Annotated in this window: 19 protein-coding genes; 10 read left to right on the top strand and 9 right to left on the bottom strand. The window is 60.6% G+C overall.

Annotation, left to right across the window (positions count from 1 at the left end):
- Positions 1–91: 91 nt before the first annotated feature.
- The gene (locus AC6CIA_RS22285; RefSeq protein ID WP_339531440.1) at positions 92–856 is read right to left on the bottom strand and encodes a GntR family transcriptional regulator; all 765 of its coding nucleotides are present in this window, start codon (positions 854–856) and stop codon (positions 92–94) included.
- Between the two features lie 223 nt (positions 857–1,079).
- Here AC6CIA_RS22285 and AC6CIA_RS22280 point away from each other — a divergent pair, with 223 nt between their 5' ends.
- Complete coding sequence (locus AC6CIA_RS22280; protein WP_498315167.1) at positions 1,080–2,270, top strand: benzoate/H(+) symporter BenE family transporter; 1,191 nt, start codon at positions 1,080–1,082, stop codon at positions 2,268–2,270.
- Between the two features lie 54 nt (positions 2,271–2,324).
- Here AC6CIA_RS22280 and AC6CIA_RS22275 read toward each other — a convergent pair whose 3' ends face one another.
- Positions 2,325–2,669, bottom strand: a complete 345-nt coding sequence (locus AC6CIA_RS22275; protein WP_339531443.1) for a YggL family protein — start codon at positions 2,667–2,669, stop codon at positions 2,325–2,327.
- A 237-nt stretch (positions 2,670–2,906) separates the two neighbouring features.
- Here AC6CIA_RS22275 and dacB point away from each other — a divergent pair, with 237 nt between their 5' ends.
- Positions 2,907–4,364, top strand: coding sequence for a D-alanyl-D-alanine carboxypeptidase/D-alanyl-D-alanine endopeptidase (dacB, locus tag AC6CIA_RS22270; protein WP_339531445.1), 1,458 nt, complete (start codon positions 2,907–2,909; stop codon positions 4,362–4,364).
- Positions 4,365–4,444: 80 nt separating this feature from the next.
- On the opposite strand, the gene AC6CIA_RS22265 is transcribed toward dacB, so the two are convergent.
- Positions 4,445–6,847: a sensor domain-containing diguanylate cyclase gene (locus AC6CIA_RS22265; RefSeq protein WP_498315164.1), complete on the bottom strand. Its 2,403-nt coding sequence runs from the start codon at positions 6,845–6,847 to the stop codon at positions 4,445–4,447.
- Positions 6,848–6,981: 134 nt separating this feature from the next.
- Entirely contained in the window at positions 6,982–9,246 is a 2,265-nt protein-coding gene (gene rlmKL / locus AC6CIA_RS22260; RefSeq protein WP_498315162.1) for a bifunctional 23S rRNA (guanine(2069)-N(7))-methyltransferase RlmK/23S rRNA (guanine(2445)-N(2))-methyltransferase RlmL, read from the bottom strand.
- Positions 9,247–9,780: 534 nt separating this feature from the next.
- Between rlmKL and rmf the strand changes: the two genes are divergently transcribed.
- On the top strand, positions 9,781–9,996 hold the full coding sequence (rmf, locus tag AC6CIA_RS22255; protein WP_002553055.1) for a ribosome modulation factor: 216 nt from the start codon (positions 9,781–9,783) through the stop codon (positions 9,994–9,996).
- A gap of 116 nt (positions 9,997–10,112) precedes the next feature.
- On the opposite strand, the gene AC6CIA_RS22250 is transcribed toward rmf, so the two are convergent.
- From AC6CIA_RS22250 to sctC, 5 genes are all read right to left on the bottom strand, one after another.
- Positions 10,113–11,138, bottom strand: coding sequence for a quinone-dependent dihydroorotate dehydrogenase (locus AC6CIA_RS22250; RefSeq protein WP_498315160.1), 1,026 nt, complete (start codon positions 11,136–11,138; stop codon positions 10,113–10,115).
- A gap of 90 nt (positions 11,139–11,228) precedes the next feature.
- The gene (locus tag AC6CIA_RS22245; RefSeq protein WP_498315159.1) at positions 11,229–11,693 is read right to left on the bottom strand and encodes a transglycosylase SLT domain-containing protein; all 465 of its coding nucleotides are present in this window, start codon (positions 11,691–11,693) and stop codon (positions 11,229–11,231) included.
- Positions 11,690–12,055, bottom strand: coding sequence for a winged helix-turn-helix domain-containing protein (locus AC6CIA_RS22240; RefSeq protein ID WP_498315157.1), 366 nt, complete (start codon positions 12,053–12,055; stop codon positions 11,690–11,692). Before AC6CIA_RS22240 ends, AC6CIA_RS22245 begins: the two co-directional genes overlap by 4 nt.
- A gap of 192 nt (positions 12,056–12,247) precedes the next feature.
- The gene (locus AC6CIA_RS22235) at positions 12,248–12,655 is read right to left on the bottom strand and encodes an InvB/SpaK family type III secretion system chaperone (RefSeq protein ID WP_498315155.1); all 408 of its coding nucleotides are present in this window, start codon (positions 12,653–12,655) and stop codon (positions 12,248–12,250) included.
- 40 nt (positions 12,656–12,695) lie between these two features.
- The gene (gene sctC / locus AC6CIA_RS22230) at positions 12,696–14,141 is read right to left on the bottom strand and encodes a type III secretion system outer membrane ring subunit SctC (RefSeq protein ID WP_498315216.1); all 1,446 of its coding nucleotides are present in this window, start codon (positions 14,139–14,141) and stop codon (positions 12,696–12,698) included.
- A 346-nt stretch (positions 14,142–14,487) separates the two neighbouring features.
- On the opposite strand from sctC, the gene AC6CIA_RS22225 reads away from it, so the two are divergent.
- The 7 genes from AC6CIA_RS22225 (at position 14,488) to AC6CIA_RS22195 (ending at position 25,176) form a co-directional block, all read left to right on the top strand.
- Positions 14,488–15,714 (top strand): CmpA/NrtA family ABC transporter substrate-binding protein, encoded by a 1,227-nt coding sequence (locus AC6CIA_RS22225; protein ID WP_498315153.1) that lies wholly within the window; start codon positions 14,488–14,490, stop codon positions 15,712–15,714.
- 14 nt (positions 15,715–15,728) lie between these two features.
- Positions 15,729–16,304 carry an ANTAR domain-containing response regulator gene (locus AC6CIA_RS22220; protein WP_498315151.1) on the top strand — a complete coding sequence of 192 codons (576 nt, stop codon included), beginning with the start codon at positions 15,729–15,731 and terminating at the stop codon, positions 16,302–16,304.
- 281 nt (positions 16,305–16,585) lie between these two features.
- Positions 16,586–17,797 carry a nitrate/nitrite transporter gene (locus tag AC6CIA_RS22215; protein WP_498315149.1) on the top strand — a complete coding sequence of 404 codons (1,212 nt, stop codon included), beginning with the start codon at positions 16,586–16,588 and terminating at the stop codon, positions 17,795–17,797.
- Complete coding sequence (locus tag AC6CIA_RS22210; RefSeq protein ID WP_498315147.1) at positions 17,797–19,467, top strand: bifunctional protein-serine/threonine kinase/phosphatase; 1,671 nt, start codon at positions 17,797–17,799, stop codon at positions 19,465–19,467. Before AC6CIA_RS22215 ends, AC6CIA_RS22210 begins: the two co-directional genes overlap by 1 nt.
- Before the next feature lie 233 nt (positions 19,468–19,700).
- Positions 19,701–22,154 carry a nitrite reductase large subunit NirB gene (gene nirB / locus AC6CIA_RS22205; RefSeq protein WP_498315146.1) on the top strand — a complete coding sequence of 818 codons (2,454 nt, stop codon included), beginning with the start codon at positions 19,701–19,703 and terminating at the stop codon, positions 22,152–22,154.
- Positions 22,151–22,468 (top strand): nitrite reductase small subunit NirD, encoded by a 318-nt coding sequence (gene nirD, locus AC6CIA_RS22200; protein WP_339531464.1) that lies wholly within the window; start codon positions 22,151–22,153, stop codon positions 22,466–22,468. The genes nirB and nirD overlap by 4 nt, the downstream gene beginning before the upstream one ends.
- Complete coding sequence (locus tag AC6CIA_RS22195; protein WP_498315144.1) at positions 22,468–25,176, top strand: nitrate reductase; 2,709 nt, start codon at positions 22,468–22,470, stop codon at positions 25,174–25,176. Before nirD ends, AC6CIA_RS22195 begins: the two co-directional genes overlap by 1 nt.
- Positions 25,177–25,183 lie beyond the last annotated feature (7 nt).

The raw sequence follows: 25,183 nt of genomic DNA, 5'->3' as shown, positions 1-25,183 counted from the left end.
GCTTGCTCGCGATTGCGGTGTATCAGACACGCATAAGGTGACTGACCCAGCGCAATCGCGAGCAAGCCCGCTCCCACATTTTTTGCTCGGGTTACAACTTGATCGAGGAGCGCCCTGGCTTTTTGGTCTGCAGCAAATGCGAGAACACCGCGTGCAGGTCGTCCGAGGCGCTTTCTTCGTCGAGGTTGAGTTTGCTGTCGATGTGGTCCATGTGGTGCATCATCAGATTCACCGCGAGGGTCGCGTCCCGGGCTTCGATGGCATCGATCAACTGGGTGTGCTCGTCATAGGAGCAATGCGAGCGGTTGCCACTTTCATATTGGGCGATGATCAACGAGGTCTGGGACACAAGGCTGCGCTGGAAGCTGATCAGCGGCGCGTTCTTCGCCGCCTCGGCCAGCTTCAGGTGGAACTCGCCGGAAAGCCGGATACCTGCCCCACGATCACCGCGCGAGAAGCTGTCGCGCTCGTCGTTGACCATCTGCCGCAACTCGAGCAGTTCATCCGCCGTCGCATGCTGCACGGCCAACTCGGTAATCGCCCGCTCCACCAGACGCCGTGCCATGAATACCTGGCGCGCCTCTTCGACACTCGGACTGGCGACCACGGCGCCGCGGTTAGGCCGCAGCAATACCACGCCTTCATGGGCCAACCGCGACAACGCACGGCGAATGATGGTGCGGCTGACGCCAAAGATCTCGCCCAGTGCTTCTTCACTCAATTTGGTACCGGGCGCCAGGCGTTGTTCAAGGATCGCCTCGAAAATATGCGCATAGACGATATCGTCCTGGGTTCCACTGCGGCCGGCCTTACCGGCTCGCGGCTGTTTCTTGAGGGGCTGCAACTGTTCGTTCATGGGCACTCGGGTCGGGAGAACGGCGGCGAATTGACGTGGACTGTAATACGGTACAGGTAGGTCGCTGACAAGTATCGCGTAAAAACAGCGCATATTGTACACAACCCGCTGCGCCAACACACTGTACGGCTGTTTACGCGGTCGGCTGTATTGCAATGAACAGTTACGTTTGAGTTTAGGCTTGAATCTGTAATTTCCCAGGTAAAAAAAGGAACCCCATCGCATGTCCGACGCGACCCAAGCGCCGCTGCGCCCATTGGCCGACACTTCGCCCGCGGCCATCGTCGCCGGTTTTATTGCCATGATGACTGGCTACACCAGCTCCCTGGTGCTTATGTTCCAGGCCGGCCAGGCTGCCGGCCTGTCCAGCGGGCAAATTTCCTCGTGGATCTGGGCGCTTTCCATCGGCATGGCGGTCTGCAGCATCGGCTTGTCGTTGCGCTATCGCACGCCGATCACGATTGCCTGGTCGACTCCCGGCGCCGCGCTACTGATCACCAGCCTGGGCGGCGTCAGTTACGGCGAAGCCATCGGTGCCTACATTACCTGCGCCGTGCTGGTGACGATCTGTGGGCTGACCGGCAGCTTTGAAAAACTGGTCAGGCGCATCCCGGCGTCCCTGGCGGCGGCCTTGCTGGCGGGAATCCTCTTCAAGATCGGCAGCGAAATCTTCGTCGCGGCGCAACATCGCACGGCGTTGGTGCTGGGGATGTTCTTCACCTACCTGATCGTCAAGCGCGTGTCGCCGCGCTATGCCGTATTGGCTGCGCTGCTGGTCGGCACGGCGTTGTCCGGCCTGATGGGGCTGCTGGACTTCAGCGGCTTCCACCTGGAAGTCGCGGCACCCGTCTGGACCACGCCGCACTTCTCCCTGGCCGCGACCATCAGCATCGGTATTCCGCTGTTCGTGGTGGCAATGACTTCGCAGAACATGCCGGGCGTCGCCGTACTGCGGGCCGACGGTTACAACGTCCCGGCCTCGCCCCTGATCACCGCCACCGGCCTGGCCTCACTGGTATTGGCCCCTTTCGGCTCCCACGGTATCAACCTGGCAGCCATCAGCGCAGCCATCTGCACCGGGCCCCACGCCCATGAAGACCGCAACAAGCGCTATACCGCCGCGGTCTGGTGCGGGGTTTTCTACGGGATTGCCGGCGTATTCGGTGCGACATTGGCGGCGCTGTTTGCAGCACTGCCCAAGGAACTGGTGCTGTCGATTGCGGCGTTGGCGTTGTTTGGCTCGATCATCAATGGCCTGAGCATTGCCATGAATGAGCCCAAGGAGCGGGAAGCGGCGCTGATCACCTTTATGGTCACGGCGTCGGGGCTGACACTGTTTTCGATCGGCTCGGCGTTCTGGGGAATTGTCGCGGGGGTGGTGACGCTGGTGATTCTGAACGTGCGCAAGGCTTGATTGTGTCTACCCTGAAACGAAACAGCGACCCGGGCGGGTCGCTGTTTCAGCGCATCAGGCGACCGGATTGATCGGCTTATCCGGGTACCAGACGTCCAGCAACGGGCTGGCTTCAACGCTTTTCAGCTCGCTACGGCCCTTGAGCCAGCTTTCAACAGCCACACGCTGTTCTTCGCTGACCGAACCGCGCTTCTGCAGGCAAACCAGACCGTAGTCGTCGCCGCCAACATAGCCAAGGCCATTGGCCTCCATCGCTTCTTTGAGGAATGCGTCGAGGAAAGCGTCGATAGCCTTGTCGTCCAAACCTTCTACGAAGTCCAGGTTCAGTTCGAAACCCAGCTCTTGAAATTCATCAACGCACAGTTTTTTGCGCAGACGCTGGGAACGGTTAGTCGCCATGGAACAATCCTCTTAAGTAATAACGGCCGGCACTCTACCAGTTTTAGGTGGCGATTGCCCGACTCCGTGGGACGGGCGGCGCAGCGCCAGTAAAAAAAAACCGCGATTAGCGGCTATCGTTCAACCACAAAGGGTTGCACCTTGGGGCATAATGCCGACACTTTCATGACCAATGAGGGATTTTCTTGCGTAGCCCTCGCCTTTTTCACCCTTCTCAGCAGTAGGGTCTTATTCTTTATGATCAAATCCTTGCGCCCATTGTTACTCGCCAGTTTTCTTCTCCCCCTGGCTTTTTCCGTCACCGCCGCCCCCATCAATACCAGCCTGCCACCCAAGGTGCAGGAGTCCCTGAAAAAGGCCAAGCTGCAAAACGACGCCTTGTCCCTGGTCATGATCCCGCTCACCGGGCCCGGCACGCCGACCGTGTTCAATGCCGACGTCTCGGTGAACCCGGCCTCCACCATGAAACTGGTCACCACCTACGCGGCCCTGGAAATGCTCGGCCCCAACCACCAGTGGAAAACCGAGTTCTACACTGACGGAACCCTCAGTGGCGGAGTTTTGCGCGGCAACCTGTACCTGAAGGGCGGCGGCGATCCCAAGCTGAACATGGAAAAACTCTGGTTGTTGATGCGTGACCTGCGGGCCAATGGCGTGCAACAAGTCACCGGCGACCTGGTGCTGGATCGCGGTTTCTTCATCCAGCCGCAATTGCCGGCATTCAATGACGACGGCAATGACGCCAACAAGCCGTTCCTGGTCAAGCCGGATGCCTTGCTGGTCAACCTCAAGGCCTTGCGTTTCGTGACCCGCAATGATTCTGGCCGCGTACTGGTCTCGGTGGAACCGCCCATTGCCAGTATCCGTATCGACAATCAGGTCAAGCCGACCAACACCAAACAATGCACTGGCGACGTACGCTACAACCCGGTCACCGCCGCCGATGGCAGTGTGACCGTAACCGTCAGCGGTCAATTGGGTGACGGCTGCAGCTCGCAGACCTATCTGTCGCTGCTCGATCACGCCACCTATGCCGCCGGCGCTGTCCGGGCGATCTGGAAAGAACTGGGCGGCAGCATCCAGGGGCGTGACGTGCTGGCGCCCGTGCCAAAAAATGCCAAGGTCCTGGCCAGAGCCTTCTCCCCGGACCTGGCAGAGATCATTCGCGACATCAACAAATACAGTAACAACACCATGGCCCAGCAGTTGTTCCTGAGCCTTGGCGCGCAATACCGCACGGATGCCGACGGCGACGATGGCAAGGCGGCCCAGCGGGTAATCCGCCAATGGCTGGCCAAAAAAGGCATCACCGCACCGCACCTCGTGATGGAGAATGGTTCCGGCCTGTCCCGTGCCGAGCGTGTCAGCGCACGCGAGATGGCGAGAATGCTGCAAGCTGCGTGGAAAAGCCCGTATGCGGCAGAGTTTGTCAGCTCGATGCCGATTGCGGGCAGCGACGGCACCATGCGCAGACGCCTTAAAACCACGGCTTTGCGCGGTGAAGCGCACATCAAGACCGGCACCTTGAACACCGTGCGGGCGATTGCCGGCTACAGCCGCGACAATAACGGCAATACCTGGGCGGTGGTGGCAATCCTCAATGATCCGAAGCCTTGGGGGGCCTCGTCGGTGCTGGACCAAGTGCTGTTGGACCTGTATCGCCAGCCGAAGGTGACAACCGCGTCTGTGCTGTAAGTCGTGCACGAACCGGCCTTGAACTTCGCCAAGCCAAGGCTGGTTCCTGGCCGGATGCCAGGGGCCAGCCCATCAGGGTCTCACACCTGCAAACGCTCTGCTTCCACCCGGTCTCGGCCCGCCTGTTTGGCGGCATATACGGCCGAGTCCGCGCGCAACAACAAGCTGTCCACCCCTTCATCGCCCCGCCAACCGGCCACGCCGAAGCTGGCCGTGACAATACCGATTCCGGCCATGGGCGAGCCGCGCAGCGACTGCCACAACTCCCTGGCCAAGCCATAAGCCTGGTCAACGTCGGTGTTGGGACACAGCACCATGAATTCCTCGCCTCCCAGGCGACAGAAAACGTCACTGCGGCGCACGCGCGAGCCGATACGTCGGCATAACTCCTGCAACACCCCGTCTCCCACGGCATGCCCGTGCTGGTCATTGATGCGCTTGAAGTGGTCAATATCCAGCATGATGACCGCCAGTGACCCCGAGGTGCGCCTGACCCGGCTCATTTCAGCCTTCAGGCGATCCTGGAAATATCGTCGATTATGGATCCCTGTCAACGAGTCAGTGATGGACAGCGCCCGCAGCTCTTCTTCCACCCGCTTGAGGTCGGAAATATCAGACACATAGCCATGCCACAACGTACCGCCACCGGGCAGTTCCTCCGGCGTGGCCTCGCCACGGATCCAGCGCAGGCCCCGGCGCGGCAGCTGGACACGATACTCCTCTCGCCAATGACTCAATTGCAGTGCAGACAAGCGAATGGAGCTGCGAATACGTTCGGCGTCCTGGGGATGTATACGCTCAAAGACCAGCTTGGCATTCTGCTGTAAAAGCCCCGGTTCTATTTCGTAAATATCGCGAATGCCATCACTGGCGTAGATGAACCGCCAGTTGTCATTGGGTTCCAGCGTAAATTGGAAGATTCCACCCGGCACATGGGCGCTGAGTTTTCTCAGCAAGCGGTCGCGTGCCGCCAAGGCTTCATGCACCCGCTTCTGCTCAGTGACATCCAGGCAAATCGCCAGGTGCCCGATCCACAATCCATGGTCATCCAGCAGCGCCGTCACCAGCATGTTCACCATCAATTGGCTGCCATCCTTGCGTACCAGCGTCCATTCCCGAGCCTCGTGCAAGCTGTCCGTGCCCTCCACCAGCATCGCCTGAGCGGGTGTGATGCGCTTGCCCAGCATCTGACTCAACTGCGCCGCACGCACTGCCAGCTCAGAGGGTTGGTGCAGATTTTCGAGGGTCATTATTCCCAGGACCTGATCGGCTTCATATCCCAGCATCTGCTCGGCCCCGGCATTGAACGTGTTGATCACGCCGCGCAGGTCCGTCGCAATGATCGCCACCTGGGTCGCAGCGTTGAGCACACTGCGCAACTGGCTATGGGCGCTGCGTAACTGGTGTTCGCGCACGCGCAATTCGCCGGTGCGTTGCTGCACCAGCTTGATCGCCCGCTGACGCTGGCTGACCAGTACGTAGAGCAAGGCACTGAGCAACAGACTGAGCAGACCGCCCATGATCAGGATGCTGGTCACCGAGGAGTGATTGCTCTGCTCGAACACTTGGCTGGGGCGCAAGCGCAAAGCGTAGACGTGATCCCCCAGGGTCAACCGACGGGTCACCTCCTGGCCATCACTGTCTGCCACGGTGTTGTTCGATTCGTACAGCACACGCTGCTGCGTGTCGGACGTGTCGACGATCTGCATGACCAGGTTATCCCTGGCAGCGTTGGGCAGGCCGTCCGCTACCAGTTGACGCATACTGATCACGGCCATCACATAACCGTAGGGTTCGTTGACGGGCATGTGGGTGGTCGCTGGTCGACTGACCGCCGCCACCAGCAGCACACCGGGGGTATAAGCTGGCTCCAAGCCAACCAATTGCATGGGCAGGGATACCGCGATGTTGCCCGAGCGACGCGCCCGCTCGACCGTAGAGCGGCGTAAAGGCTGAGCCAGCAGATCAAAACCCAACGGTGCCCCCAGGGCACTTTGGGTCTGGCTGTATAACACCGGTAGATATTCATCGCGCAAGGCCGCTGAAACCAGGCTGCCGTCATCGCTCAATTCACGAATGGAAAACGCTTCGCCAAGTTCCCGTGACACCTGTTGTTCGAACCCCTGGCGTTGATCACGGAGCACGCGCGGGGCCCAGGAATAGGCGCGCGTACGCAATAGCAACGGCTGGGCAAAACCGTTGAAATCTGCGTGCGAGACATTCTCGGAATTGACAAAGAAGCGCCGCAGGCTACCCAGGCGTTGCTCCTGATCTTCAAAGCGCTCTTCAAGACGGCTGTAGCGTTCATTGACCAGCAACTGAAAGCGCTGGCGCACTTGCTGCCGATTGAGATCCGCCGTCGCCCACGCCACCACCAGGGTCAGCGCCCCGCCGACCAGGACAACCACTAACGCAACCAGCCAGGCCGACGCTTGCTCGCTGATGAAACCGAGGATTTTCGGGCGGACTGCATGCAACGGCATAGGCAAGACTCAAAACGCCAGCGTGCCAGGGCGCCACTTTGGCTAGGTATTAAGTTATAGCCACAGGGCCCAGTTTTGACCAGCGTAAATAAAGCCACGCGCCCGGATTAATCCAGGCGCGCGACCCAGGCCGATCAACGTGCGGTGACTTTCCAGGCGCGGTGGATTTTCGCGTTACGCGCAAAGTCCGGATCGATGGTTTTGTCACTGATATCTTCAACGACATAACGCTCGCCCAGGTTGTCCTCCAACTGGAATTTGCGGAAGTTGTTGGAGAAATACAGCACGCCGCCAGGGGCCAGGCGCGCCATGGCCAGGTCGAGCAATTGCACGTGGTCCCGCTGTACGTCAAAGACGCCTTCCATGCGCTTGGAATTGGAGAATGTCGGAGGGTCGATGAAGATCAGGTCGAACTCATCGCGACAGGCCTCCAGCCACGCCATGACATCCCCTTGCTCCAGACGGTTCTTGTCGGAGAAACCATTGAGGGACAGGTTGCGGCGCGCCCAATCCAGGTAGGTTTTCGACAGGTCGACACTGGTGGTGCTGCGGGCTCCGCCCTTGGCGGCGTGTACGCTGGCGGTGGCGGTGTAGCAAAACAGGTTGAGGAAGCGCTTGCCCGCCGCCTCTTTCTGGATACGCAGGCGAATGGGCCGATGGTCAAGGAACAGGCCGGTGTCCAGGTAGTCGGTCAGGTTGACCAGCAGTTTGACACCGCCTTCGCTGACCTCCGTGAACTTGCCCTGGGCGCTCTGGCGCTCGTACTGTTTGGTGCCGCTCTGACGCTCGCGACGCTTGACCACCACGCGGCTCTTGTCGACATTCAGCGCCAGGGGAATCGCCGCCAAGGCATCAAACATGCGCGCCGAGGCTTTTTCCGGGTCGATGGACTTAGGGGCGGCGTATTCCTGAACGTGAACCCAGTCGTGGTACAGGTCGATCGCCATGGAGTATTCCGGCATATCGGCATCGTACACACGGTAGCAATCGACGCCTTCACGCTTGGCCCACTTGCCCAGCAGCTTGAGGTTCTTCTGCAAACGGTTGGCAAACATCTGCCCACCTTCGCTCAAACGCGCCTGCTCGACCACAGGCGCCGGTGCCGGCTTGATCGGATTGCCGTTCTTGTTGTACTGACGCTCTTGCGGCTCGCTCGGCGCCTGATCGTAGGCCGCCTGTTCGCGCTCGGCCTGGCGTTGCTCGGGGGTGCGGCGTTCGCCGGTGACGAACTGATCCGGGTTGACCTTGATCAGCAACAACTTGCACGGCAGCGCACCGTTCCAGAACGAATACTGCTTGTGACTGCGGATGCCCATGCGCTTGCCCAGATCCGGCGCACCGGTGAACACCGCGGCTTCCCAGCCCAGACAGGCCTGGCGCAGGCGCTCGCCGAGATTCTGGTAGAGGTACAACAAACTGGCTTCATCACCCAGACGCTCGCCGTAAGGTGGGTTGCAGATCACCAGGCCTTTCTGGTGCTGGTCCGGGCGCGGCTCAAACGTACCGACTTCACCCTGATAGACCTTGATCCAGTGACTCAAGCCGGCGCGTTCGATGTTGTTGCGGCCCGGCTGGATCAGGCGCGGATCGGCTTCGTAGCCGCGAATCCACAACGGTGCCTTGTTCATGCCGATGGCCGCGCGTTCGCTGGCTTCGGCGTGGAGTTTTTTCCAGAGTGCCGGAACGTGGCCAAGCCAGGCGGTAAAACCCCACTGCTCACGGTTCAGGTTGGGCGCCATGTCGGCGGCGATCATTGCACCTTCTACCAGGAAGGTGCCGACGCCACACATCGGGTCGGTCAGCGCGCCGCCTTCAGCGGCGATACGCGGCCAGCCGGCACGAATCAGAATGGCTGCCGCCAGGTTTTCCTTCAAGGGTGCCGCGCCTTGCTGCAGGCGATAACCGCGCTGGTGCAGGCTGTGTCCGGACAAATCGAGAGAAAGGATGGCTTCGCCACGGTCCAGGCGCAGGTGAATGCGCAGGTCGGGGTTGATCTTGTCAATGGAGGGGCGTTCGCCGTTCGGCGTGCGCAGCTTGTCGACAATTGCATCCTTGACCTTCAGCGCGCCGAAGTGGGTGTTATCGATACCCGAACCGTGGCCGCTGAATTCCACCGCCAGGGTTCCGTCCGGCAGCATGTGGTCTGGCCACTCGACGTCGAGTACGCCGTGGTACAGGTCTTCGGCGTCCTTCATCGGGAAGCGCTTGAGCACCAGCAGCACGCGGTTGGCCAGGCGCGACCAGAGACACAACCGGTAGGCGGTTTCCATGTCGGCCATGCCGCGCACGGCCGAAGTGTGCTCGCGCGCGTCTTCAAGGCCAAGCCCGACGGCTTCCTCGATCAGCAGGCCTTCGAGGCCTTTGGGGCAAGTGAGGAAGAGTTCGTAACGGTCCGACATGGGAATTCCAGGCTTTTCAGCAATAAGTGAACGGGCGACGCATCGCCCGTTCGGTTTTCAATCAAGCGCTTTTCTTGAAGAGCACTCGCGTGGCACGAATGTGTGCCGTTCCACCCCGGCTGCCGGGCGTTTGAGCCTTGATTTCCGGGGCAGATAAAAGATTGGATGCAACAACAGGTAATATTCTGACCCTTCGTCGAATAATAACCGACTGCAACGAGCGGGCATTCTCACTAAAGAATTAAGCCCATCTTCTTTACAGGGCACATCATAGCTGGCTTTGCCGGAAAAATGGGGCGAAAAGCCATCCCAGCTTATGGCTATAGCATCGTTATCGTTACGTGCTTATGACAAAACGATCATTGAATCCATGTGACCTATTGGTTAGAACTCAACACAGGTCAGCGCCGCAACGACGCTGACACATTGGCCCGCCACGCCGGCAGCGGGCCGCACCAACGGCAGAAAAACTCTGCCTGACCTCGGATGAGGTCGAAGGATATCAAGACAGTCAACAAGTGAGGGAAACACCCTATGAGAAGACTTAAGCGTGATCCGTTGGAAAGAGCATTTTTACGCGGATATCAGTATGGCGTTCATGGCAAATCCCGTGAGCTTTGCCCATTTACTCTACCGTCGGTGCGCCAAGCCTGGATTAACGGCTGGCGCGAAGGACGCGGCGACAACTGGGACGGTATGACCGGCACTGCGGGGATCCACAGACTCAACGAACTTCACGCCGTCGGCTAATCAGGGCACTTAATTCCGACAACCAACTTGAACATGTAACGACTTAACCACGCACGCCCCATCCGGGCGGCGGGCTTCGGCCCAGGGGCTCCTTCAAGGAGCCCTTTTTAATGCCTTCAGTTTTTCGGCAACGCCGCGATTGCATCCACTGACTGGCGAATCAGCGCCGGCCCCTTGTAGATAAACCCGGAATACAACTGCACCAGGCTGGCCCCGGCGGCGATCTTCTCTGCCGCGTGCCTGCCTTCCGTAATTCCGCCCACGGCAATAATCGGCAGGCGCCCAGCCAACTCCGCCGCCAGCACCTGGACGATGTGAGTGCTTTTATCGCGAACCGGCGCGCCGGAGAGTCCACCGGCTTCATCGCCGTAGGCCAGACCTTCAACGCCGACCCGGCTCAAGGTGGTGTTGGTCGCAATCACCGCGTCCATCCCCGAATCCACCAGCGCCTGGGCCACCAGTACGGTTTCTTCGTCGCTCATGTCCGGTGCAATCTTGATCGCCAGCGGCACCCGCTTGCCATGCCGTACGGCCAGGTCTTCCTGGCGTTGGCGCAAGGCTTCGAGCAACTGCTTGAGCGAATCACCGAACTGCAGGCTGCGCAGGCCAGGTGTATTCGGCGAACTGACGTTGACCGTCACATAACTGGCGTGAGCGTAGACCTTGTCCAGGCAGATCAGGTAGTCGTCCACCGCTCGTTCCACCGGGGTATCGAAGTTTTTGCCGATATTGATCCCCAGGATGCCTGTGTACTTCGCCGCCTGGACCCGCGACAGCAAGTGATCAACCCCCAGATTGTTGAAGCCCATGCGATTGATGATCGCCTCGGCCTCCGGCAGACGGAAGATACGTGGCTTGGGATTGCCCGGCTGCGGACGAGGCGTCACGGTGCCGATCTCGACAAAACCGAACCCCAACTGCGCAAAGCCGTCGATGGCCGCACCGTTCTTGTCCAGGCCAGCCGCCAGGCCGACCGGATTGGGGAAGTCCAGCCCCATGACCGAAACCGGCAACTGCGCCGGCGCCTTGCACACCAGCCCATTGAGCCCCAGGCGGCCACCCGCGCCGATCAAGTCCAGAGACAGGTCGTGGGAGGTTTCCGGGGAAAGTTTGAATAACAGCTGGCGGGCCAGGGTATACATGGGTGGGCTTGACTCGGATGGCGGCGAAAGGTGGCGCCGATTATAGCCGGGGTGAAGGGTGTGTGCGAGGCATGGCGCAACCGCCGGCAATCATCCTTTGCGCTGGGCGATCAGCGCCTCGTAACGCTCCCAGATCCTCTGCGCATACCGCAGCCGCAACGCCTCGCGTCGGGCCCCCGCCCCGGGCCCCGCGTTGTAAGCCCCCACCGCGGTCCAGTTGTAGCCGAACTGCTTGATGAACCCGGCAAGGATGGAAGCTCCCACGTCCACCGACAAACAGGGTTCGGCCAGCAACCGTTGCTCGGTAATCCCCTGTTTGAGCAGGCGCGGCAAATGAATGCTGTTGATTTGCATCAGGCCGATGTCACGGGAGCCATTGTGGTTACTGTAATTCATGGCTTGGGGTCGATAACCAGACTCTACCGCAGCGATGGCCTGCAGTAGCTCGGGTTCAATATCATGCCGGCTGGCGGCCTCGACCCAGCAAAAGCCCCGGGCCTCGTTCGATCCAACCAGCGCAATCAATAACAGTGCCGGCGCACAAACCCTCTTCACTGCTGGCCACCCCCTCGGATAATCAGGCCGCAGCCCGGGCAATTGGCGGCGCCCTCAAGCGCCCCATTCCTGTCGAGCACCCTCACCGGACCGTTGAACCGATAACCTTGGCCATACACCGTGGTAATCATGCCACTGGCGCCCTTCAGGTATTTGCGCAGTGAGCAAATACAGCGGGTCAGGGATTCATCGGCCACCTCGCCGTTGGGCCAGGCCAACGCCAACAAACGGTCCTTGGTGACCAGTACATCTGGGCAGGCAAGCAGCAAACGCAGCACATGCCATTCCTTGGGAGGCAGCTGGATATCCACGCCATCGGTGGTCAGCCTGCCATCCCCTTGCAACGTCCAGCGATCGAACATGAAAGAGACCGACCTCAAGTCTTCTCCTCCGCTGACCCACTCACCTAAAGACATCCACGGTTCCTCATTGCCAAAACGTCCTATCCGAGATGACGCGACTATAGAAACCAGAGGTCGATCTCTCGTTAGGCAAAAACCCAAAAATTGTTGGTTTCTCGGACATACCACGTAGGACGTTTCAAAATCGTCAGTTCATGGCTGAATGAGGTTGCGTAACGCCTCGATACGCCCCACAAAATCATTCAGGGCAGCGGAAAAGTTCTCGGCACTGGACAACGCCTGTGGTCCTGCCATCAAACGAAGCTCAAGGCGCCCGTCGATATCCGCCAACTGTATTTGGCCGCTACGGGCAAACGCACACGTCTTGAAGATGAACTGCAGCAGCACATAGGACGAATGCCGATACAAGGACGGCCCGGTCTCCGCCACGGAACTCCACACCCACACATCGTCGTCAATCTTGCCGATATTGATGTTCGGCGAGTTACGCATCTGCATCTCAATGGTGCTGTGGCTATCAAAGCTGCCGATCTGTTGTGCGTTACAGCCGCTATGCAACAACGCGGCCTTTACCAGTTCATCAAGAGTGCGGGCGTGCATGTGGAGCCTCCTTGGGCCTTGGGCAGGAAAACCGTTGAGTTCATTGCGCCGAGGAGTTCATGAACGCCTGTCGGGCTTGTGCGTGTTGAGCAGGCGTCATGGTCGAACGCGGGCCAGGGACGTGCCGCTGTTTCAGGTCATCGTTCACAGCCCTGGCCTGAACAATGAAAAGGCGCACGTCGTGGCTCCTTGGCGCGTCGTGGCGTTCCCGCACAGGTCTGGGTTTGGCCCCTTCGGCATCACGCCGAAAACTGCCCAGCAATAAACGCTTGCCTTGAGCGACCCGGACCACCGCATTGATGCTCACACGCCCTACCGCCGCCGAGGGTCGTTCAGCATTGCCCGCCGGGCTTATTTGGCGACCGTCCTCAATGGTGAGCTGCATCTCGATCTCGTTCGCCTCGGCAAAACGCGGCAGAACACTGACTTGCGTTCCATAGCCAACCGGCAGCCATGCCTGGCGGCCCTCATTGTGTGAGGCCAGGTAAAGGGACTGCTCGTCATGAAACAGCGCCGGGACATTTTCCTGGGTCAGGATCACCGGCAATGTCACCACAGCAGCTTGTCGACGACGCTCCAACGTCCTGAGTCGAGCCATCAGGGCGCGGTCTTCAAGCGGTGTCAGCACACGACTCACCCGTTGCGGCGCGCCTTTTTTGTGCCTGCCGACAGGGACCACGCCCATTTTCTCGAACGCGTGCCGGTCCACGTCTACTCGCCAGAGCGAAATCTCGACCGACCGCTTGGGTACATCCAATTCCGCCACAAGATGCTCAATAAAGCGCACTTGTGCGGGATTACCCTTAATCAACAAACTGTTGGTATCCGGGTACGCCATCACCGAAATACGCCCGCCTGCGAGCAACCCCGACTGGCGCTGACTGGCCGGCGTGGCGCTCTTGCGTTCGGAGGCGATAAACTTTTCAAGCATTGTGGCCATGCCTGGCACGATGATTTTTTCGCCCGCCATGGCGTACTGACGATCCGCGACATGGGTGTTAAGCACCTGGACGACACCGATTTTCTGCGATCCCATGCGCAGCTCGGGACGCTTGCGGTCCACGAGCTGGGCCAGGCGCAGCACGTGGTCGACGTAATTGGGCGGCCCGGAAACATAAAATATTCGCCCCGTGCCTTCGCGCAGCGGGTGGCGCGTCTCGCTGAGCCCGGAACGCCTCATGGCATCACGCAACCTGTCGACCGAAATGTGCCGCAGTGAGACCACCGAGCTTTTCGCCTCACTGGCGTCGTAGAGATAAAGCGCTTGGCCGTCGCTGTACCAGATCAACCGTTGCGCCAGGGCGACCGCGTCAAGCACAGCCTGAGGCACCAGGAAGTCGAACTGTCCGGTAATACGCTTGCGAGCGGCTTTCTGGCTGACCACGATGGGCTGCCCCAGGGGAGCCGACAGCGCCGTAAAGAATGCCCGCAGGTTTTCATCCTGCGCCTGGTAAGCCTCGGCCAGGCAAGCCGAGCTCCCCAGCATCAGCAGGCAGCAGAGCAGCCAATGTCGAGGATCCAGACGTCGAGGCAGCCGCGGCACGTCTGTAGCGCAGGGTTTCGCGGCAGATTGATCAAGGGGCACTCTGTTTTTCCTGAGCGGCACGGCGTTGAGAATGCGCCCATAGTGAAAGGCCGCCGCCGTGCAATCTTGATGAAAAGCTGACGAAGTAGCGCTGCCCGCACACCGTGGCATGTGCCTTGCTTTGCCTTGCCTATCGCAACCCGTGTCAACGCCTGAGCGGGCTCAAAGACCAAGGCGTCGTTAACTGTGCGTGCTTGCAAGCCGCGTGGCGCCACGGCGTTTTTTTTCAGAACGAAGGTAGGTGTTGATGAATGATCAGGTCGGCAGCAGCCAGGCCCACAACGCCTTGGCCTGGGTCAACGGCAGCGATGCGCCGGAAAAGAGCAGTCTCGACCTGGGCTTCATGGCCCTGAGCGACTGTGCTTCGCTGGTGGTCGCCGCCACACAGGGGTTTGCCCAACCTTACGGGCTCACGCTGAACCTCAAACGCCAGTCATCCTGGGCCGGCCTGCGGGACAAACTGGTCAGCGGCGAACTAGACGCCGCCCAAAGCCTGTACGGCCTGATCTACGCGGTACACCTGGGTATCGGCGGTGTCCCGCCCACGGCGATGGCGGTCCTGATGGGCCTGAACCAGAACGGCCAAAGCATCAACCTGTCTCGCGACCTGCAAATGCAAGGGGTGACCAGTCCTGAAGCACTGGAACATCTGGTGCACCAAAGCCGAACAAAACTGACCTTCGCTCAGACTTTTCCCACGGGTACCCACGCCATGTGGTTGTACTACTGGCTCGCCAGCCAGGGCATCCATCCGTTGCAGGATGTCGACAGCGTGGTCGTACCTCCATCGCAGATGGTCGCGCATCTGCAAGCCGGGCGGATCGACGGTTTTTGCGTCGGCGAACCCTGGTCAGCCAGCGCGGTTCAGCAAAACCTGGGGTTTACACTGGCCACCACACAAACCATCTGGCCGGATCACCCGGAAAAGGTCCTGGGCTGTACCCAGGCATTTGTCGAGCAGTACCCCAACACCGCGCGCGTATTGGTAATGGCCATTCTGCAAGCCAGTCGATTTATCGAGGACAGCACTGAGAACCGCCGCTCCACCGCGCAACTGCTGAGTGCCCGGGAATACCTGGATGCACCGCTGGAGTGCATAGCGCCGCGCTTGCTGGGGGATTATCACGATGGCCTGGGTAACCACTGGCAAGATGCCCATGCGTTGCGCTTCCATGGGAATGGCCAGGTCAACGTGCCCTACCTGTCCGACGGCATGTGGTTCATGACCCAGTTCCGACGCTGGGGCCTGCTGCGTGAGGACCCGGATTACTTCGCCGTCGCGCGCCAGGTACAACGGCTGGACATTTATCGCCAAGCGGCTGGCGCAGTGGGAATAGCCGCCCATGATCAGGAAATGCGCAGCAATCAGTTGATCGACGGCAAGGTCTGGGATGGCTCGGACCCCGCCGGCTATGCCCGCAGCTTCCGTCTGCACGCCATGGCCGACGATGTCGTCCGACATGCCTTGCGCTGACCGGAGGAGGACCTATGTTGCGAATCCTGTTGATCAACGACACCCCACGCAAGGTCGGACGCCTCAAGACGGCGCTGATCGAAGCCGGTTTTGAGGTCATCGATGAATCCGGCCTGACCATCGACCTGCCCGCGCGAGTCGAAACGGTGCGCCCGGATGTGATTCTGATCGATACCGAGTCACCGGGCCGGGATGTGATGGAGCAAGTGGTGCTGGTCAGTCGCGACCAGCCCCGGCCCATTGTGATGTTTACCGACGAGCATGACCCGGGGGTCATGCGTCAGGCGATCAAGTCCGGGGTCAGCGCTTATATCGTCGAGGGTATCCAGGCCCAGCGCCTGCAACCGATCCTCGACGTGGCAATGGCCCGCTTTGAAAGCGATCAGGCCCTGCGCGCGCAACTGCTGGCCCGTGATCAGCAACTGGCGGAGCGCAAGCGCATCGAGCTGGCCAAGGGTCTGCTGATGAAAATGAAGGACTGTAATGAGGAACAGGCTTACACCCTGATGCGCCGCCAAGCCATGAGCCGCCAGCAGAAACTGGTTCAGGTGGCGGAGCAGATTATTGCGATGAGTGAGTTGCTGGGGTGATCCAAAGAAGGGTCGGGTTGGATATGCCCTCTCGAAGACAATAAACACCTTGCCCCGACCGCGTCGGCATTGTTGGCGCAGGACTTGCTAACCAAACATCACAGGTAGCCAACGGCGGTTGCCCCACCCCGACAAAGACGTCGCACACCCGGTTTGCCAGCGCGAACCCGGTGGCGGCGTTTTTTCGTTTTGGCCCCATAGCCAGGGGCCGGTGGGGTGGCCTTTAGCAGCCGCTCCATCACAAGGCCTTCCTACAAGACCCCTTACCGCTGAGGTGCGTGATGAAATCAAGCTTCTGGAAATCCGGCCACACCCCGACCTTGTTTGCCGCGTTCCTGTATTTCGACCTGAGCTTCATGGTCTGGTACCTGCTGGGCCCCATGGCGGTGCTGATCGCCACCGACTTGCAACTGACCACCCAGCAACGCGGGCTGATGGTGGCAACGCCAATCCTCGCCGGTGCCATCCTGCGGTTTCTGATGGGCATGCTGGCAGACCGGTTGTCGCCCAAGACCGCCGGCCTGATCGGTCAGGTGATCGTCATCGGGGCACTGTTCGTAGCCTGGAAAATGGGGATCCACACCTATGAACAAGCCCTGTTGCTGGGGCTGTTCCTCGGCATGGCCGGCGCGTCCTTCGCTGTCGCCTTGCCTCTGGCGTCGCAATGGTACCCGGCCGAACACCAAGGCAAGGCCATGGGTATCGCCGGCGCCGGCAACTCCGGCACGGTGTTCGCCGCCATGCTCGCACCGGTGCTGGCGGCCGCCTTTGGCTGGAGCAACGTATTCGGCTTTGCCCTGATCCCGCTGATCCTGACGCTGATCGTGTTCGCCTGGCTGGCACGCAACGCCCCCGAGCGACCAAAAGCCAAATCCATGGCCGACTACTTCAAGGCCTTGGGTGACCGCGACAGCTGGTGGTTCATGTTCTTCTACAGCGTGACCTTCGGCGGTTTTATCGGCCTGGCCAGCGCCCTGCCCGGCTACTTCAACGACCAGTACGGCTTGAGCCCGATCACCGCCGGCTACTACACCGCGGCCTGCGTATTTGGCGGCAGTCTGATGCGTCCGTTGGGCGGCGCCCTGGCTGACCGCTTCGGCGGGATTCGCACCCTGCTGGGCATGTACGCCGTGGCAGCGGTCTGCATCGCCGCGGTGGGGTTCAACTTGCCAAGTTCTTACGCAGCCCTGGCCCTTTTCGTCTGCACCATGCTCGGTTTGGGTGCAGGTAACGGCGCGGTATTCCAGTTGGTGCCCCAGCGCTTTCGACGCGAAATTGGCGTGATGACCGGCCTGATCGGCATGGCCGGCGGCATCGGTGGTTTCGCCCTCGCGGCGGGCATGGGTGCTATCAAGCAAAGCACCGGCAGCTATCAACTGGCACTCTGGCTGTTTGCCAGCCTGGGCGTGCTGGCCTGGTTCGGCTTGTATGGCGTCAAGCGTCGCTGGAGAACCACCTGGGGTTCGGCGGCAGTCACCGCAGCGCGGGTCTGATGAGCCTGCAACTGAGCTTTGCCCAAGCCAGCGCCATCGGGCCCCGGCAGGAAAACCAGGATGCCTTGCGCCTGGTGACCCCGGCCCCGGAACTGGCTGCCAGTAAAGGCTATCTATGTGCCATCGCGGATGGGGTCAGCCAGTGCGCGGACGGTGGCCTCGCAGCTCGCTCGACCTTGCAGGCGCTGGCCCTCGACTATTACGCCACGCCGCAAACCTGGGGCGTGGCCCAGTCCCTGGATCGCCTATTGCTGGCACAAAATCGCTGGCTGCAGGCCAACGGTGGTGGCCAGCCGCTGTTGACCACCCTCAGCGCCCTGGTGTTTCGCGGGCAGCGCTTTACCCTTGCGCATGTCGGCGACTGCCGGGTCTATCGCTGGTTCGACGGCGAGTTGCTGCGTATCAGCGAAGAACATGTGTGGGAGCAACCGGGCATGCAGCATGTGCTCAAGCGCGCCCTGGGCCTGGACCAGCATCTGGTGGTGGACTTTCTCGACGGCGAGCTGCGCAAGGGCGAGTGTTTCCTGCTGCTCAGCGACGGTGTGTGGTCCACCTTGGGCGATCACAGTATCAGCGCGATCCTGCGGGAACAGACAGACCTGGAGCTGGCGGTGAATACCCTGATCAGCGCCGCACATCTGGCAGGCAGCCAGGACAATGCCAGCGCGTTGCTGGTGCGCATTGACCAACTCGGCGCCGCCACCCTCGGCGATGCGCTGGTGCAACTGCAGCAGTGGCCATTGCCACCGACGTTGAAAGCCGGCCAACAGTTCGAGGGCTGGCAGGTGGAGTCAACGCTGGGGCAAAGCCGCCAATCCCTGCTCTACCGGGTGCGTGATGCCCAGCAACAGCCGTGGCTGCTTAAAACCCTGCCGACCAGCCTGGATGATGATCTGTTCGCGGCGCAAGCCTTGCTCTCAGAAGAGTGGTTTTTGCGCCGGGTCGCCGGACGCGCGTTTCCTGAAGTCCACCCGGCCAACGGGCGTCAGCATTTGTACTACGTGATGCGCGAATACTCAGGGCTGACCCTCGCCGAACTGTTCAAGCGCCATGGCCCCTTGCCGCTGGCGCAATGGCAGTCCCTCGCAGAACGCCTGTTGCGGGCAATCGGGCAGTTGCATCGGCGGCAAATCCTGCACCGCGACATCAAACCGGAAAACCTGCTGCTGGGGGACGACGGGGAGTTGCGGATACTGGATTTCGGCCTGGCCTACTGCCCGGGCCTGTCCGAAGACCGTGCCCACGTGTTGCCCGGCACCCCGAGTTTCATCGCCCCCGAAGCCTTTAATGGCGAACGTCCGAGCCCGCAGCAGGATTTATACAGCGCAGGCGTGACCTTGTATTACCTGCTGACCGGGCATTATCCCTACGGAGAAGTCGAAGCGTTTCAACGCCCCAAGTTCACCACGCCGGTCAGCGCCAGTCGCTACCGGCCCGACCTGCCCGACTGGCTGCAACAAAGCCTGGAACACGCCGTCGCAGTACAACCGGCGCAACGTTATGAAACTGCCGAGCAATGGCTACTGGTGCTGGAGCAGGCCGATCGCCGTGAGCTGAGCATTCGCCCCAGGCCGCTGCTGGAGCGTGAGCCGCTCAAGGTCTGGCAGACGCTGGCCATGCTGTCGTTACTGATCAATCTGGTGCTGCTGTACGGGCTATTGCACCACTAAGAGGCAAAAGCGCATTCCAGATCCGCTGCACACCCAATAAAAGCGGACACCCTGCGACTTGGCACAACCACTGCATTAGCTTTCTCCAACACCCACATACAGCCCACCCTTCAACGACGAAGGTGGGGCTTTCCCGAGAGAACGGGACCAGGACAAAGGCGTCCTCGCTAGCTATCTAGCGGGGATGCCTTTTTTGTTTGCGCGTGATTTGTCGAGCCATTGCGGAGAACGACATGAAAAAACTCAAACTGGTGATGATCGGCAACGGCATGGCCGGGGTCCGTACCCTTGAAGAACTGCTCAAATTGAGCAACGAGCTGTATGACATCACTGTCTTCGGCGCCGAGCCTCACACCAATTACAACCGCATCCTGCTGTCACCGGTGCTGGCTGGCGAACAGACCTTCGAAGAAATCGTGCTCAACGATCTTGACTGGTACCTGCAGAACAACATCAAGTTGTTGCTCAACCGCAAGGTGGTGCAGATCGACCGGGTCAAACGCATAGTCATTGCCGAAGACGGCACCGAGGCCGAGTACGATCGCCTGCTGATCGCCACCGGCTCGACCCCGTTTATTTTGCCGATCCCCGGCAACACCCTGGAGGGTGTTATCGGTTACCGCGACATTGCCGACACCCAGGCCATGATCGACACCGCCAAGACTCACACACACGCCGTGGTCATCGGCGGCGGCCTGCTCGGCCTGGAAGCGGCGAACGGCCTGATGCTGCGCGGCATGCACGTGACCGTGGTGCACCTGGGCGAATGGTTGCTGGAGCGGCAGCTGGACAAGACCAGCGGCCAACTGTTGCAGACCGAGCTGGAAAGCCGTGGCCTGGTGTTCCGCATGTGCGAACAGACCCAAGCCCTGCATGATGCCGGCAATGGCCGCGTGGGCTCGGTGCAATTCAAAAATGGCGACGTGATTCCCGCGGACCTGGTGGTGATGGCCGCCGGCATTCGCCCCAACACCGAACTGGCGGAAAAATCCGGCATCCCGTGCAACCGCGGGATTCTGGTCAACGACACCCTGCAAACCTACGACCCGCGCATCTATGCCATTGGCGAATGCGCCAGCCATCGCGGCATCGCTTACGGTTTGGTCGCACCACTGTTCGAACAAGCCAAGGTCTGCGCCAACCATCTGGCCCAGCTGGGGTTCGCCACCTACAAAGGCTCGGTGACCTCCACCAAGCTGAAAGTCACCGGCATTGACCTGTTTTCCGCCGGCGACTTCATGGGCGGTGAAGGCACCGAAACCATCACCCTGTCCGACCCGATTGGCGGTGTCTACAAGAAGCTGGTGATCAAGGACGACATCCTGGTCGGCGCTTGCCTGTACGGTGATACCGCCGACGGAGGTTGGTATTTCCGGCAGATTCGTGAGAACCATGGCATTGGCGAGATCCGTGATCACCTGATGTTCGGCGAAAACGCCTTGGGCGACGTCGGCCACCAAGGCCAGGACAAAGCCATGAGCATGGCCGACAACGCGGAAGTCTGTGGTTGCAACGGTGTCTGCAAGGGCACCATCGTCAAAGCGATTCAAGAGCAAGGACTGTTCAGCGTCGACGAGGTGAAAAAGCACACCAAGGCCGCCAGTTCCTGTGGTTCATGTGTCGGACTGGTGGAACAGATCCTGATCAACACCGTGGGCGGCGCAGCCGACGTCAAGCCAAAGAGCGAAAAAGCCATCTGCGGTTGCAGCGATCTCAACCACGGACAAATCCGCCAGGCGATCCGCGAACAGCACCTGCTGACGATCGCCGGCACCATGAGCTACCTGAACTGGCGCACACCCAACGGGTGCGCTACGTGCCGTCCGGCGTTGAACTACTACCTGATTTCCACCTGGCCGGGCGAAGCCAAGGATGATCCGCAATCGCGCCTGATCAACGAGCGGGCCCACGCCAACATTCAGAAAGACGGCACCTACTCCGTTGTCCCGCGGATGTGGGGCGGCGTGACCAATCCTTCGGAGCTACGCCGTATCGCCGACGTGGCAGACAAGTACAACGTGCCGATGGTCAAGGTCACTGGCGGACAGCGCATCGACTTGCTGGGCATTAAGAAACAGGACCTGCCGGGCGTCTGGAAAGACCTCGACATGCCATCCGGCCATGCGTATGGCAAATCCATCCGCACAGTGAAGACTTGCGTAGGCAGCGAGTTCTGCCGCTTCGGCACGCAGAACTCGACACAATTGGGGATCGAGCTGGAGCATGACCTGTTCAACATGTGGTCGCCGCACAAGGTCAAGCTCGCGGTGTCCGGATGCCCGCGCAACTGCTCGGAAGCCGGGATCAAGGACGTAGGCATTATCGGTGTCGACTCCGGCTGGGAGATGTACATCGGCGGCAACGGCGGGATCAAGACCGAAGTCGCGGAGTTCTTCGTCAAGCTCAAGACCGCCGAGGAAGTGCGCGAATACAACGGCGCATTCCTGCAGTTGTATCGCGAAGAAGCCTTCTACCTCGAACGCACCGTGCACTACATGCAACGGGTGGGCATGGACCACATCAAGAAGGCCGTGCTGGAAGACCCGGCGCGACGCCAGGCACTCAACGAACGCCTGCAGTTTTCCCTGTCGTTCGAACAGGATCCGTGGAAAGAACGCCTCGAGCAGCCGCTGCTGAAAAAGGAATTCGACGTCATCCCTGTTAAACAACTGGAGGTGCCGGCATGAACTGGCTGGATATCTGCGCCCTCGAAGAAATCAACAGCCTCGGCTCGCGAATTGTCAGTGGACCAAAGGGTGACATCGCGATTTTTCGCACCAGTGACGATGAAGTCTTCGCCCTTGATGACCGCTGCCCCCACAAAGGCGGCCCGCTGTCCCAAGGGTTGATCTATGGCAAGCGGGTGGCGTGTCCGCTGCATAACTGGCAAATCGATTTGGCGTCTGGCGAAGCCCAGGCACCGGATGTCGGCTGCGCCCACCATCATCCGGCCCGGGTCGAAAACGGCCGGGTGATGCTGGCCCTGCGGGACGCCGGTTGATGAACCGCCAGACCACCGCGTCGACCTGCTGCTACTGCGGGGTCGGTTGCGGCGTGCTGATCGAGCATGACGACACGCGGATCCTCGGCGTCAGTGGCGACCCGGCGCACCCGGCCAACTTCGGCAAGCTGTGCAGCAAGGGCGCCAGCCTGCACCTGACCGGCGACCTGAGCGCACGCGCGTTGTACCCGGAACTGCGGCTGGGCAAAGCCCTGGCCCGCAGCCGCACCGATTGGGACACCGCCCTGGAGCACGCCGCGAATGTATTCGCCGAGACCATCGCCGAACACGGCCCCGACAGTGTGGCCTTTTACATCTCAGGGCAACTGCTGACCGAGGACTACTACAGCTTCAACAAACTCGCCAGGGCGCTGGTGGGCACCAACAATATCGACAGCAATTCCAGGTTGTGCATGTCTTCGGCGGTGGTCGGCTACAAGCGCAGCCTGGGCGCCGACGCGCCGCCATGCAGCTACGAGGACCTGGAGTCCAGCGATTGTGTGCTGATCGTCGGCAGTAACATGGCTTACGCGCATCCGGTGTTGTTCCGACGCCTGGAAGAAGCCAAGGTCCGTCGGCCGGACATGAAAGTCGTGGTGATCGATCCGCGTCGCACCGATACCTGCGATCTGGCGGACATGCACCTGGCGATTCTCCCTGGGACCGATGTCGCGCTGTTCCATGGGATTTTGCACCTGTTGCTGTGGGAAGACTGGATCGACCGCGACTTTATCCAGGCGCATACCGACGGCCTGGACGAGTTGAAACGATTGGTCCATGACTACACGCCGCAAATGGTCACACAGTTGTGCGGGATCAGCGTCGAGCAGTTGCGCCAATGCGCCCAATGGGTCGGCACCTCTGCAAGCTTCCTGTCTCTTTGGTGCATGGGGCTCAATCAATCCACCGCTGGCAGTGCGAAGAACAGCGCGCTGATCAATTTGCACCTGGCCACCGGGACCATTGGCCGGCCGGGCTGCGGACCTTTCTCGCTCACCGGCCAGCCGAATGCCATGGGCGGGCGCGAAACCGGGAGCCTGTCGAACCTGTTGCCAGGCCATCGCGAAGCAGCCAACCCGACACACCGTTCAGAAGTCGCCGCGTATTGGGGCGTCGAACACTTACCGGCCAATACCGGGCTGACCGCCATCGAACTGTTTGAACAGATGCAGGCTGGCAAGATCAAGGCACTGTGGATCGCCTGCACCAATCCTGCCCAATCCCTGCCAGACCAGAACGCAGTGCGCCAAGCCCTGCAAGCCTGCCCGTTCGTGGTCCTGCAAGAAGCCTTTCGCACCACGGAAACCGCGACCTTTGCCGACCTGTTGTTGCCCGCCGCCAGTTGGGGTGAGAAAGAAGGCACGGTGACCAACTCCGAGCGGCGTATTTCCCACGTCCGCCAGGCCATTGCTCCACCGGGTGAGGCGCGACCGGATTGGGCAATTACCGTGGACTTCGCCCAGCGCCTGGAGCGGCGTTTGCGGCCAGGCCTGCCGAACCTGTTTGCCTTTGAGCAACCGGCGCAGATTTTTGATGAATTCAAGCAACTGACTCGCGGTCGCGACCTGGATTTGTCGGGCATCAGCCACGCCGTACTCGACCAGATTGGGCCACAACAATGGCCATTCCCAGTCGATGCGCAAAGCGGTACGGCGCGGCTGTACAGCGACGGGCTCTTCCCTACCGACAGCGGTCGTGCACACTTTATTGCCGATCCATACCGCCCCGCCAAGGAACAACGTGATGCCCGTTTTCCACTGACCCTGATTACCGGCCGTCTGCGGGACCAGTGGCATGGCATGAGCCGCACCGGCACCGCCGCGCAGTTGTTCGGCCATGTCAGCGAGGCCTTGCTCGGCCTGCACCCCGATGAACTGCGCCGGCATCGTTTCAAGGACGGTGATCTGGTCAACCTCAAAAGCCGTCGCGGCAACCTGATTGTGGCGGTCAGCAGCGACGACAGTGTGCGTCCCGGCCACGCCTTTCTGCCAATGCACTGGGGCGATCGCTTCCTCAAGGGCGGGGTCAACACCCTCACCCAGCCAGCGTTCGACCCCTTGTCGAAACAACCTGAACTCAAGCACAGCGGCGTACGCCTGGAAGCGGTGCAACTGCCCTGGCAGTTGTTCGCGTTGATCGAAGGCGATGTGCAGCAGCACTTCGAGGCCTTGCGTCCACTGTGCGAAGGCTTTGCCTATGTCAGCCTGAGCCTGGCCGGGCGCGAGCGTCCGGCGCTGGTGGTGCGCGCCGCGCATACCGAAGCGCCGGACCTGCAGTTGCTCAAAAGCATCGACCAATTGTTGGGTCTCAATGAGGGTCCGGTCATGGCTTATGACGACCCACGCCGCTCCATCGGCAAGCGGGTAAAAATCGAAAAAGGCCGGATTACCGCCCTGCGCCTGGCCGGCGAAACCCTGGCCCGCCACTGGCTGCAAAGCCTCTGGCTGGAAGGCAAGGCTGACGATCAACTGCGTCGCTGGCTGTTGGCCCCCTTGAGCGCACCACCGGGTGGCGGTGCGACTCGCAATAAAACGTTGTGCAACTGCAAGAACGTCAGTGAAAACGCGGTGTGCGCCGGGATTGCCCGGGGCCTGGACCTCAATGGGCTCAAGCAGGAGCTGGGGTGCGGCACGCAATGCGGCTCCTGCGTTCCGGAAATCAAACGTTTATTGGCCAGCACTCCGCAGCCAATCGCAATCAGTGTATGAGGGGAAA

Source organism: Pseudomonas sp. GQ91, assembly GCF_059758795.1.
The sequence above is the reverse complement of the archived record's forward strand: the minus strand, read 5'-3'. Positions and strand labels throughout refer to the sequence as shown.